The following is a 12787-nucleotide window of genomic DNA, read 5'->3' as shown; positions in this document are numbered from 1 at the left end:
ATCACCAGCATTCACCTTGGTGTGTCCCCACTACTTGCTTTTCCGTCACCCTCGTTTTGTGGTGCCGACCCAATGTTGCCGGCCAGGAACGCGAGCATGCGGGTGTAGAAATCCAGCTTGTTCGCGGGATCGGCGAGGCCATGACCTTCCCAGTCGTAGCTCACGAATTCCGGTGGGTGGCCCGCCTTTTTCAGTGCGGATCGCATCGCGGTGGCGTACTCGATCGGTACACGATCATCCTGCACGCCGTGCGCGAGCAAAACGGGAATCGTGATGGAGGAAGCACGCGATATCGGTGAGTCGGCGATCAAGGCAGCTTTGTCCGAGCCGAGCACCATATTCAGGTAGTGCATGCCGTAATCGCTGCGATGGATGTCGCCCCAGCGATAAAGTTTGCTCAGGTCATACGGGCCGGCCAGCCCGATGGCGCAACGATAAAGTCCGGGTTCGCGCGCAGCCCCCATCAGTGCAGCGTAACCACCGTAACTCCCACCATAGATGCAGATTCGTTTCGGGTCCGCCACACCCTTCGTGATCGCCCATCGGGTGGCATCAGTGATGTCATCTACCATGGCGCGCCCCCACTGGCGATAACCATACTGCATGAAGTGCAGGCCGAAATTCGCCGAGCCGCGAAAGTTCACGTGCAACACACCGTAACCGTGCGCGGCGAGCAGCTGGGTTTCCTCGTCGAAAGCCCACTCGTCTGCAATGAAGTACGGGCCGCCGTGAACAATCACTACCATCGGCGCCGGACCGCTCACTCCCTGTGCGCGCGTAAGGAATCCGTGCAGGGCCAGTCCATCCCTGGCCTTGAACTCGAACGGTTCCATCGCCGCCATGGGTGCAGAGTCCAGCCAGGGTCGGGAATGAAACAACAGCGTGGCCTTGTGCGTGGTCCGATCCAGCACGTACCACGAGCCATCGTCCCGATCGCTGTACGTAAACACGACGATCACTGAACCATCGGCGGTACTGCTCAGCACATTGACCACAGTGCCGGGAAAAGCCTTCACCAACGCACTGTGCCACTTGGCGTCCTCGCTGCTCGGCGCCCAGTAGCGCGCTTGTGGCACGCCGGGACCGAACCAGGCACCAATGGGCTCTTTGCCATCCATGGAAAAGATGGTGAGGAGCGGATCGGACACCTGATCGCTCAACAGCTCGGTTCGTTTGCCGCTGGCAAAATCGTAGCTCTCGATGACATCGGGACCATCGGCGCGCTCGCGCTCCAGAAAGGCGGTCTTGTTATCCGCGGAAATGCCGATCGGAATTACCTCGACATGCGTGGCATCGCTATCGTTGAGCGCGGACCATTGCCCGTTGTCGCTGCGTACATAGAGTTGGCTTCGCGCCGTATTGCTCCAGGCCCAGGCAAACCGGAGTACCCCGGCGTGGTCGACCATCATCGAGGCATCTCCCAAGGGGGCCACGCCCAGCTCTACCCCCTTGTCGATCAGATGATCGATGTCTTGCCGCCACAAGCTGAAACGGCACTCGCCGTCCGCACTGAAATCCTTGCATTCCCGAACCAGGAAATGGCGATCATCTCCGCGTACCGTACCGAAGAAGTTCGAAGCCAATATCTGCGGGTGCTTCGCGTGAATATCCACCAGATATATCAGAGGGTCGTAGATCGGTACGTGATACCGACCTGAATCGCGGTTGGCCGCGATAACCAGGTGATCGGACCCCAGCCACGACAGTGCTCCAATCTCTCCGTGACTTCCAGAACCGATTTGCGCCACCACATGCATGTCCGAGCGCTGCAGAATCGTGACCGTCGTGTTTTCGTCCTCACGATGAGCAATGGCCAGTAGCGCCCCGTCGGGCGATATCGCAACGCGTTCGTATTCAGCGCTCTGCAAGAAATCCGTGATCTTCGGAACGCTGTCCGCCCAACAGGCGGACGCCACCGAGACCAGCAACCAGGCCATCCAAAAGCGCTTCATCGTGCATCCCCCTGATGCCTCTAGACCCCAGCTACAAATTACATAAAAACGTCGGCCAATGCTGAAGTACACAGAACGGGGGCAGGCTCACTTCTCAGGTCCTCAAAAGCCAACCTGACCCTGTTTTGGTTGGAAGTGCGCGACAAAGGGCCGCAGTATGGCTGACCGGCCAGGATCAAAGGCAGCCGTGTAACCGGCTGCGCGTCGCCACATCAGGACGCTGTCAGCCTTCGACTGTTTGGCTACACTCGCCTCACGCGGGCGGCCCTGGGGAGCAGGTTGGCCGAACCGCATCACGCATCGTGTGCAAACAAGGGATAAAACATGAGGAATGGATGTGTGCGCGCCTTCGCGGCCGCGCTGTGTTTATTGATGCCTGTCGTCGCCGCCGCCGGCGACCGAGTGCCGGTGGAAGCTTTCGCGCAACGAGGCGGCTATTCGTTGCCCACACTTTCGCCCGACGGGAAATATCTGGCCGTGGCGGTCGAGCAGGGCGAAGACCACGCCGTGGTGGTCTTCCTGGTCAGCGATATGACCCATCCGAAAAGCCTGCTAAGACTGCCCGCTTCCCAGCTTGCGAACGACATCCGGTGGGTGGGACCTGAGCGCCTGGTGGTGGAACTGGCCAAATCGTTCGGGTCGCTCGATCGCCCGGTGGCACTGGGCGAAATCATCGCCAGCGACGCGGACGGCAAGCGTATCCTGCCCATATTCAATCGCGACTGGGTCGACGGACGCGGCGGCACGCAGCGCACCGCCGACGACGGCTATGCCACCATCGCCAGCGTACCGCCGAAGACCAATGGTCACTTCTACATGCAGACGTACATGTGGGATGACGAAAAAGACACCTGGCTGTACGACGTCGACGCCAGCACCGGCGTCCGTCACCTGATCGGCCAGATCAATCTGAGCAACATGGACTTCCTCATGGATGCGGACGGCAACGTGCGCTACGCGGAGGGCGTGGATATATCCAATAAGCACGTCGTCTATCGCATGCAGGGTGGCCGGTGGGTGCAGCTTGCCGACGAAGATGGCGACAACCGCTTCAACCCCGTTGCGTTTTCGCAAGACAAGCAGCATCTGTACGCACTGACCAGCGTCAAAGCCGGCCCGTACTCGCTGGTGCAAACGAATGCGGACGGCACCCAGCCGCAACTGCTGGCCAAGGACGACTTCGGCAGCATCGGCGAGGTGCAATGGACGCCTCAAAACGAGCCCATCTCCGCGGCGCCCGCTACCGGCGTTCCGACCCCGATCGTCATCAACGGCACCCAGCCGCTGGCCCAGGTTTACCAGGCGTTGTACGCCAAATTCCCGAACCAGTTCGTCCGTTTCTCCAGCTTCAGCGAAGACGGAACCGTACTGATTTTCGAGGTCGGCAGCGATCGCGACCCTGGTACGTACTACCTGTACGACATGAGGGCAAAGAAGATAGTGAGCCTGTTCTCGGCGAGCACAAGCATCGATCCGGAAAAAATGGGCAAGCGCGTGCCCATGCATTTCACTGCCAGCGACGGCATGTCATTGGAAGCCATTCTTACGGTGCCCAAAGGCGCCGACATGAATAACCTGCCCATGGTGCTGTTGCCGCACGGGGGGCCGATCGGCGTTCAGGACGACTGGTTTTTCGACACCGATGCGCAGTTCCTTGCCAGCCGCGGCTATCTGGTGCTGCAGGTCAACTATCGCGGATCGGGCAGTCGCGGTCCCGGGTTCAGTGACGCCGGTTACGGCCAATGGGGGACGCGCATCCAGCAGGACCTGATCGACGGCGTGAAATGGGCCGAAGCGCAACACTTCGCCGACCCCAAGCGCGTCTGCGTCTTTGGCGCCAGTTTTGGCGGCTATTCGGCGATGATGACGGTGGTCCGTGCGCCCGGCATGTTCAAGTGCGCGATCGGCGAGGCCGGCATCTACGATCTGGCCATGATGTACGACAAGGGCGACATCAAGGACACCAAGTACGGCAAAAACTACCTCAAGCAGGCCATTGGCAACGACCCGTCCGACTTGGCCGCCAACTCACCCGACAAGCTTGCCGACAAGATCGACGTGCCCGTGCTGCTGATTCACGGCGAGGCGGATGAGCGCGCCCCCTTTGCGCAGGCCAAGGCCATGCGCGCCGCCCTGGAGACCGCGCACAAGCCGTACGAATGGCTGACCAAACCGAAGGAAGGACACGGCTTCTACAAGGAAGAGAATCTCGTGGACATGTACAACCACGTGCAGGCATTTCTCGAAAAGAATATCGGGCCTGGCGTTCAAGCGAACTAACAGAACGGAGGTCGGGTTGGAGTGATCCAGCCTGACCCTGCTTTGCCGTTTTGGACTTGCAGCGGGATCTACAAGTTCGTCTACGGGCCAATAAGGGGAAATGTCAGTGATAAAAATGTTGGCATTTGCATTGATCGGAATATCTTCGATTGCGTCCGCCACCGACGCGGTTTCAATCCCTCGAGTCACGCCTTATGCGGATGGCGTCGGAACGGATGACGTGAGGCAAAAATGCGATTGGAATTCAAAATTAAGTGAAAACATTGCTCACTCCGCAGAAATGGGCGTGTCCGTAACGGACAAGGACGTATCGCAGATAAGCGGAAAGGTTCTCACCATGAGAATTACCAGCGTGCATGCGATTGGCGGTGGCGGCTGGACTGGTCCCAAGTGGGCAGCAGTTCACGGTGAGCTTCATGATGGCGGCAAGCTGGTGGGTTCCTTCGAGGCACATCAGCACACTACGGTTGGCATGACTGCATGCGGCGCTCTTAATCGCCTCGGAAAGGAACTTGGCGAAGATATTGCTGACTGGTTAAAGAGCCCAACATTGGATGCGAAGCTGTAGTGGCGTATTGCTTCCAGGCGATGGAAACGGAGATCCTTTTCGCTCTATGTGCTGTCCGTCTATTAAGTTATCAAAGGGTTGTCAGGCCGCATATTCAAAACTTCTTTGAGGCGCTGGGGAAACCATGCCTGACATTGACCACTCTTCCGTGGGCGCGAGGTTGAAGCGAGTCCTTGCCAAAGCGGATACATACGTCGTAAAGGTGCTGTACTACTCGATGGGCGCCTTTCTCTACTTAAATGTGATCTCGCTGTTGAGTGGTCGTTGGATAGCCTTGTTATCAATCGCCGTACAAGCACTGGTGTTGATCTCGGTTTACTTCCGAAAAACCTGGGCATATATCGTTGTAGGAACTTGGGCGGTTGTTGGCGTCATCTCCGGCGTGACGTTTTGGCTGGCTGTTCTCCTAAGAGGAGGAGAAATCGTTCAGCCAGTTGATCGAATTCTCATAAGTAATATCACTTTGATACTTGGTGTTTACTTTCTCAGAAACGCGAAGTCGATTCGGTACAGAAACCAAGTATCCGCTTTCGACCGAGGCGAAGCTCGTGACGTTGATGCTCAATAAGTCCGCTTTCGGCCCGAAGCGGACATCGCAATCAAACGGATCGACAAATGTTCACGCTAGGAAATTTGTCAGTCTTAAACCTCAATCAAGGAAGTTGAAGTAATGACGCCCGACGACTTTGTAAAGGCGATGAACGAAAGAAATGGAGATCCGGCCAACAGGCCCAAACCTCGCATCCAACCCCCGGACAGCAGGCCTCTAGGTCTGATCGTGTCTGCCGTCGGCCTCATGGGCATCGGGTACAGCAGCCTAACCATCGTTGACGCGCTAAATCATGCACCCGAAATCATGTTCTCCTGGAAAAGTCTCCTTGTCTCCGTCCCAGCGTTTCTTATTGGTCTGCGCTGGGTGATTTTTGGGAGAAAGGCGCCAGAGGCATTCGGGCGGCCCTACTCACCGACGCGCGGTGCAAAGATCTACTACATCGCATGCCTGATTACAGGCCCGATTAGCACGTATGCCTATCTGCACTACCTAAGCTTATTGGGCTATACGTTGAAGTAAACGCGTCTCACGCCTGGGGCTAACGCTCCAGCTCTCCGACAGGCTGGATCGAATGCGGAGGCGGGAGATCAGGTGCTTAGAGAAAGTGGTCGGTCTCAATCAGCAGGCGTCGCTGACACAAGGGGAAAACGGTGTGTTTGCCTACTATCTCGAACTGGCTGTGCGCAGCTTGCGGCGGAGCCCTGGACTCACCGCGCTGATGATTCTGGCCATCGGCTTCGGTGTGGCAGCGTCGATGACGATGTATTCGGTATTTCGCGGAGTGTCTGCGGATCCGATTCCGTGGAAGTCATCGCAGCTGTTCGTGCCGCAGATCGATGCCTGGGGGCCGGGTCACGGCGAGAATGGCGAGCCGCCCACTGCCTTGACCTATATCGATGCCATGGCGCTGACGCGCCAGCATCGTGCTTTTCGGCAATCGTCGATCATTGCGATGTGGCGCTCGATCGCGCCGCCGCATGCCAGCCAGGACGGTACCTTGATTGAAGCTCGAGGCTATGCGGTCGATAGCGAATTCTTCCCTATGCTGGATGTGCCGTTCCACTACGGTGGTGGCTGGAGTGCGGACGATGACGCGCACCGAGCCGCGGTGGTGGTGATCAGCGATCACTTCAACCAGGAGATGCTCGGCGGCGGCAATAACGTCGGCAAGATCATCACCATCGCCAGCCACGATTATCGTATCGTGGGCATTATCAAGTACTGGAACCCGCAGCCGGAGTTCTTCGCGCTCTTCAGGTTCGAAGCCACCGAGCTGGATTTCTTTCTGCCGGTTCAATTCGCCGTTGCCAATAACGTCGTCAGCGACACCTACTCTGAATGCAAGGACGGACGCTCTTTACGCACTGACTTCGCGGCGTTGTTGCGCTCGGACTGTACGTGGCTCTCCTACATGGTTGAACTAGATAATCCGGCGGCGGTGCAGGCGTACCGGCAGTACCTCGACGCTTACGCGAGTGAACAGCAGCAGTTGGGCCGTTTCCAGTGGAAGCCGAACAATCGCCTGCGCGATGTGCCGGCATTTCTCGACTACCAGCATGTGGTGCCCAGCAATACGAAGGTGTCGCTGTTAGTGGCGCAAGGCTTGCTGGTCGTATGCCTCTTGAACACGGTTGGATTGCTGCTGGCCAAGTTCCTGCGGCGCAGCGGCGAGATCGCCGTGCGGCGCGCACTTGGCGCATCGCGGGCGTCGATCTATGCCCAATTCCTCACCGAGGCGGGGGTGATCGGCGCGGCAGGCGGCCTTCTCGGGCTCCTGTTCACGGCCATCGGCGTGCTGAGTGTCGGCATGGTGATGCCGGCGCGGCTCGCCACGTTGGCGCGAATCGACCCTGCGTTGCTGTTGCTCACGCTGCTGCTTGCCGTGGCAGCCACCCTGTTTGCAGCGGTCTACCCAACATATCGGGCGGCGCGTGTGCCGCCCGCGTTGCAGCTCAAGGCGCAATGAGGATCACGTCGTGAACGTCTATCCCATCCTCGTGGCCTTGCGGCGACACAAGGCCTCCGTGCTGCTCATCGTGTTGCAAATCGCGCTGACGCTGGCGATTGTCGCCAATGCTTTATTCATTATCGGACATAGCATCGAACGAATGCGCCGCACGTCGGGTCTGGACGAAGATGGCCTGATCTTCATTTTTCAGAAACTACCTTTGGTGTCAGGCGATGATGCCACCGTGATCGAGAAGATCGACGCCATGCAACGCGCGGATCTCCAGGCAATACGGAATCTGTCGAATGTGCAGGACGCTGCTGCGACCTCAGGCTTTCCGTTGCTCCAGGGCGATGAAGACGGCGAGATTTCCCTTGATGCGGATCGCAAAGGCAAATTCGTGCATGCGGCTTACTATTACGGCGACGAGCACCTGCGGGAAACCTTCGGTGCCCGCCTGATCGCTGGCCGCGACTTTTTCGCGAGTGAGATCGGGCACGGACATGGACTCCCGGGCTCGCCGGTGATCATCGTGAGCAAATCCCTGGCCGACCAACTCTGTCCGGGCGGCAACGCACTCGGCCAGACGGTCTATCAGGACGGCAAGCCCGCTACGATTGTCGGCATCGTCGAGCGGCTGAAGACGCCGAGCTTTGACGACAGCAACTGGGCCGATAACTCGGTGATCGAGCCGTTACGAAAAGATGTCTTCTGGACAGGCTATGTGGTGCGTGCGCGTAGCGGCCGCACGGATCAAGCGATACGCGACATACGCAAGGCACTTTTTGCGGTGAACCCCATGCGTCACATGCCCCCCGGTGCCGGTATCCATTCTTTCTCCGAACAGCGTGCCGGCATGTATGACGAGGAGCGCGGTGTCGCGCTGCTGATGGCCGTGATTTGCGTCATTCTGCTGAGTGTTACCGCCGCAGGCGTCGTCGGACTGACCAGTTTCTGGGTTGGCCAGCGGCATCGGCAGATTGGGGTGCGGCGAGCACTTGGCGCGAGAAAGGTCGACATACTGCGTTACTTTCAGATTGAGATCCTGCTGATCGCCGGAGGCGGCGCGGTAATCGGCGCGCTGTGTGCCGTTGGCCTCAACGCATGGCTGATGAAGCATTACGAGATGATGCATCTTCCGCTGTTCTACGTGGCAATAGGCGTACTTGCCATGCTTGTGCTCGGTCAGGTCGCAGTACTGGTGCCGGCGCGCCGTGCTTCCAACGTGCCGCCGGTCGTGGCGACACGATCGGTTTGAGCCTGATGATGTGCTCATGAGTGAGAAAAGTGCACGCGAAGGACTATTTGCCATAGCGCGAGAATGTCCGCTTTCCACTGCGTGCTCAACGGGTCAATGCAACACCCGAAGACTGACGAAACGGATGCGTGTTGTGATGGTGCCTATGACCCGGGCTCATCAAACGATAGCTAGATGCTTGGAAGCACTTAAATTTAAGGTGCGATACGGTGGGACGATCCTTCCATGGTAAGCCGGGGAAAACGTCGGACTTCTAAGCACTTACATGCGCTACCGTTGAGGTGTTGCGTTGGCCGATTGAAACGGCAACCCGAAGCGGACAGTTTTGGCTAGCGAGCAAAATTGTTCGCAAGCGGACGTGACGGACCAGAGAATGGGCTTGCTTCACCGTCAGGCTCTGGATAGGGTCAAATCAAAAATTTCGTTGCTGCCAGTAGCGGCGAATGAGAGGGTGAAAGCGCCCGGGTGACATCAAGGTTATGATCGTTACGCGAAGGATTGAGTCGGGGCGGCGAAAATCCTCGAAAACGCCACAGGGGGCAGGTATGCAAGGTGTCGGGCGCTGGGCTGCGTGTGCTGCCATGTTTGGGATGTCGGTTTTTGCAATCGCCGCACAGGCCGCAACGCAGGATTCCTCCGGAGCCTCCCTCCAGAATCCTGGCTACTCCCGCAAAGACATCGTCGAGTTCATGGCCAAAGCCAAGTCGGCCGAGCAGATCAAAGATCCGTTGCAACGCTGCCTCGCTTATCCGGACCCACCGGGAAGCCACTGGACGCCCGCTGCCGTGCGTGCCTATTGCCACTATCGCTTTCAGCCGCTGATGTCGGTCAGTGAGATTGAGGGGCTTATTCGTTCTCGCCAATTCGCGAAACTTGATGGGCGCATGAAAGCTGCCCTGAAGGCCCAGCAAACCGATCCCTCTGCGCCGTCCCGTTTGAACCTTATTTATGACCATGCTTTTACCGCCGATGCCACGGAGCTTCGCCCTCTTTTGGATGATTGGAAAAGCGCCGATCCGCAGAGTGCGTTTGCCTACGCAGCCAGCGCCTGGCTCTATATGGATATGGCCAGGCGTGCGCGCGGAGAAAAATACGAAAACGACACTCCCCAGGCCAGCCTGGACAAGATGAGGGATCTGCTGGCCTATGTAGAAACCGACGCGTACCGATCCATCTCGTTGGACCCGAACGTCATGCCTGCATACGTCGCCTTGATCTATGGTGCCAATATCTCTGAAAACACCGAGTACGCCACCCATTTCATCGACGATGCGCTGGCGCAATCGCCGGCCGATTTCACCGTTTACAACACGGCTACGCTAGTTCTGCAGCCGCGCTGGCATGGATCGATCAAGGCGATGCAGGATCTCGTAGACCGCGCACACGCAAATGAAAAGAAGAATCCAATGCTTGCGGTGCTCAAGAACTATGCCGCTTTCTATGAGGTCGATCAGTGCGGTTGCGGCGCTCAGCAACAGACTGTTCGCTATTCGAAGCTCTTCGACGAAGTGACTACCAGCGGAAATTTGTGGAACGCCGGCGACGCCGCTGCGGACGCGGGGGCCGACCCATTGGCCATGGTCCTGCTTTCCGAAACACTTCGTTTCAATCCTTCTGCAACGCGCGCGCGGTCGCAACGTTCGATGCGTCTGACAAGTCTCGGTGACGCAGCGTGGGCGGTGCAGCAAGCAGACATCGTCATCAAGCAAGATCCAACCGAATCCGCAGGCTTTTCAGCGCGAGCTTTTGCACTCGAATCTATGCACGACTATCCGAGCGCTGAAATCGCCCTTAAGAAAGCCATCCAACTCGACCCCAAGGAGTCGTGGCAATTGATCGAGCTTGGCAACATCCATTTCGTGAAGCACGAGTGGAGCGACGCCTGGGACATATCCAACGAGGCTATTGCCAAGTTCCCCGACCTCCCGGATGCATGGATCCTGCGCGGCAACATTCAGATGGATCAGCCGCGCGCGGGGCTGAAAGATACTTTCGACGAGTTCAACAAGCGCTTCGGCAATGATCCCGAATGGAAGGAGCGATTGGACGAGATGCGTGAAGGACTGCAAGTTGAGCAGCAACGACATGCAACTAGCGTTGCGGCTCCCTCGGAACAGAACCGGGGTTAGGTTCACTTGTTGGAACAAGACCTAATGTCGGCTTTCGACCCGAAGCGGACGCTCCGATTTTTGCGATGACCTCAGGGATCAACAAGGGTAGTTAATGCCAAGCCCGATGTCGGCAAACCTTACATCGCGTTACTTGCGCCGCAAACCGAAGTCGGACTAGGCTTTTTCGAGAAAATCAGGCCATGGAACCGGGGGAAGTATGGCGGCTGCGTTCTTGCGGATGGGGTTTGTCTTGCTTGCGTTGGGATGGGGCGCGGCTTGTTGTGCGCAGGCGGCGCCTGCTGCGCCACCGCCTGGAACATCGGCCAATTCGCCGGTTGACGATGCCGCCCAGGAGCAGCTCCTGCAGCAGGCCAAGGCCCAGATCAAGGCGGGCATGAATGCCGATGCCATCAACGGCCCGCTTGCGCAAGTCATCCACGCCTACGAAACGGCCTACGCCCATAGCAAAGAGCAAGTCTATTGCGCCGAAACCCTGACGGAGGCGTTCCTCTATTCGGGCATCGCTTCCAGTAACCATAAAAATTCGGTGGTGTTGAGCAAGCCCAATTGGGCGATGGCTTATTACCTTCGTGGCTACGCGTACGGCTCCATGGATGACCTGGTTCATGCCGAAGCAAGCCTTAAGCAAGCGCTGGCACTCTCGCCTTTCAATTCCCAATTTCTCTCCGAGCTTGGGAATGTCTACGAAAACGAAAAGAACTGGTCAAGCGCGCTGGATACGTTTCAGAGTGCGGATGGCGCCGCCGAATTTGCGCCGCCCGAGCAAAAGATCACGCTCCGCTGCCATGCCCTGCGTGGCCAAGGCTACGTGCTGGTCGAGCTTCACAAGCTCGACGAGGCGGCACAGAAATACAACGCCTGCCTCAGCATCAGTCCGGGAGATCAGAGGTCGATCGACGAGCTTGGTTATGTCAGGGAGTTGCAGGCCAAGGCGGGGAAGTGATTGCTATGCAAAGCTGGTCCTAAGCGGTGCCGGGGGCGATAGATCGCGTGCAAGCCAGAAGTCCGCTTTCGACCCGAAGCGGACACAATCAGCTGCAAGGAAATCCGATGACTAGGGGGCTTCATGTCTAACGAACTGAAGATCGGCGGCAAATCTTTTGTCGTTGATGATCCGAAGGGCAATCTGGAACGGCTAACACCCGAAGAGTGCAGAGAACAGCATCGGGAGCACACCTCCTCGGATACCTTGGTTTCCGTTTTGCGACCGGAGCCGAGGCCGCAAGCGCCCATTCGACCATCCAGTTTTGCGCCGGAAGACATGGTTCGCTCACGCGTTGCCTTGTTTGACGGACTCGTGTCGGGCCGTGCCGGACTTCCCGGAGTATTTGCTATGTGGTTATTCGGTGGAATACCCGCAATTTTGGTGGGGCGGGAAATCTGGTTTCTGTGTATTAATCACCTGCCCACATTTAGCGAGGAACCAGGGCGATTTCTGTTAATCCTATTGGGCTTGATCGCAGGAGAGGCAATTCCCCTTGCCGCCCTCGTGGTCTTGGCAATCAGCACCCTTGCGACAGTTGACGGGCGGAAGTCCACTCGATAGACAGGGTTTTAAATAGAGGGTGTGAATCCGGTTATTGAATGCCCAAGCTCAACGTCTGCTTCCGACCCAAAGCGGATCTCTTCACGTATGCAATGAACGTCTGGTTTGCTTTGGATTGCGTGACCACCCATTAGGTGATTAGCTTTCATGGACATCGATTCCACGGCTCGTGCCATCCTTTTGGAACTAAGGGTGAGAGTAGAGGCAGGAGGCGAAGGTGGCACGTATGGCGACCGTTCCGAGGCGCTTCGTGACTTAGACGCGATCCTCGCCAATCTCTCGGTCAATAAAATAAGAGAGTTGCTCTTGCCAACGGCTAATCTTCAGGAACTCTCGATGGACTGTGGGTGGGGTGGCCAGTTCAACGATCTTGCGGCCAAACTTGAGAAGGTTTTAGGCATCGAGTAGGCGTCCGCTTTCGACCCCGAGCAGACCTTTTCATTCAAAGCCCTCAGCGATCAAGGCGACAGATGATTGATCGAAATCTTCAGCCTGTGCAGTGGTCCGAGTTCATGTGTGAACTTGAAGACGCGAAGGAACACCTGGCCAA

At 57.5% G+C, this 12787-nt stretch carries 11 protein-coding genes; 10 read left to right on the top strand and 1 reads right to left on the bottom strand.

Annotation, left to right across the window (positions count from 1 at the left end; all coding sequences use genetic code 11):
* Positions 1–11 precede the first annotated feature (11 nt).
* Positions 12–1952 carry an alpha/beta hydrolase family protein gene (locus tag DWU99_RS15285; RefSeq protein WP_115478944.1) on the bottom strand — a complete coding sequence of 647 codons (1941 nt, stop codon included), beginning with the start codon at positions 1950–1952 and terminating at the stop codon, positions 12–14.
* A 339-nt stretch (positions 1953–2291) separates the two neighbouring features.
* Between DWU99_RS15285 and DWU99_RS15280 the strand changes: the two genes are divergently transcribed.
* From DWU99_RS15280 to DWU99_RS15235, 10 genes are all read left to right on the top strand, one after another.
* On the top strand, positions 2292–4232 hold the full coding sequence (locus tag DWU99_RS15280; protein ID WP_233511163.1) for an alpha/beta hydrolase family protein: 1941 nt from the start codon (positions 2292–2294) through the stop codon (positions 4230–4232).
* A 106-nt stretch (positions 4233–4338) separates the two neighbouring features.
* Positions 4339–4800 carry a hypothetical protein gene (locus tag DWU99_RS15275; protein ID WP_147292940.1) on the top strand — a complete coding sequence of 154 codons (462 nt, stop codon included), beginning with the start codon at positions 4339–4341 and terminating at the stop codon, positions 4798–4800.
* Positions 4801–4924: 124 nt separating this feature from the next.
* On the top strand, positions 4925–5368 hold the full coding sequence (locus tag DWU99_RS15270; RefSeq protein ID WP_115478942.1) for a hypothetical protein: 444 nt from the start codon (positions 4925–4927) through the stop codon (positions 5366–5368).
* Between the two features lie 102 nt (positions 5369–5470).
* The gene (locus DWU99_RS15265; protein ID WP_115478941.1) at positions 5471–5872 is read left to right on the top strand and encodes a hypothetical protein; all 402 of its coding nucleotides are present in this window, start codon (positions 5471–5473) and stop codon (positions 5870–5872) included.
* 133 nt (positions 5873–6005) lie between these two features.
* Positions 6006–7319, top strand: a complete 1314-nt coding sequence (locus tag DWU99_RS15260; protein ID WP_115479187.1) for an ABC transporter permease — start codon at positions 6006–6008, stop codon at positions 7317–7319.
* 10 nt (positions 7320–7329) lie between these two features.
* A complete protein-coding gene (locus DWU99_RS15255; RefSeq protein WP_115478940.1) occupies positions 7330–8559 on the top strand; it encodes an ABC transporter permease in 1230 nt (409 codons plus the stop codon).
* A 545-nt stretch (positions 8560–9104) separates the two neighbouring features.
* A complete protein-coding gene (locus tag DWU99_RS15250; protein WP_158543304.1) occupies positions 9105–10688 on the top strand; it encodes a tetratricopeptide repeat protein in 1584 nt (527 codons plus the stop codon).
* A 376-nt stretch (positions 10689–11064) separates the two neighbouring features.
* On the top strand, positions 11065–11634 hold the full coding sequence (locus DWU99_RS15245; RefSeq protein ID WP_158543302.1) for a tetratricopeptide repeat protein: 570 nt from the start codon (positions 11065–11067) through the stop codon (positions 11632–11634).
* Positions 11635–11757: 123 nt separating this feature from the next.
* On the top strand, positions 11758–12237 hold the full coding sequence (locus DWU99_RS20825) for a hypothetical protein (protein ID WP_147292939.1): 480 nt from the start codon (positions 11758–11760) through the stop codon (positions 12235–12237).
* A 147-nt stretch (positions 12238–12384) separates the two neighbouring features.
* On the top strand, positions 12385–12645 hold the full coding sequence (locus DWU99_RS15235; RefSeq protein WP_115478936.1) for a hypothetical protein: 261 nt from the start codon (positions 12385–12387) through the stop codon (positions 12643–12645).
* Positions 12646–12787: the final 142 nt, after the last annotated feature.

The sequence above is a fragment of the Dyella psychrodurans genome (assembly GCF_003363265.1).
In the GTDB taxonomy this organism is placed as follows: Bacteria; Pseudomonadota; Gammaproteobacteria; order Xanthomonadales; family Rhodanobacteraceae; genus Dyella_B; species Dyella_B psychrodurans.
The sequence above is the reverse complement of the archived record's forward strand: the minus strand, read 5'-3'. Positions and strand labels throughout refer to the sequence as shown.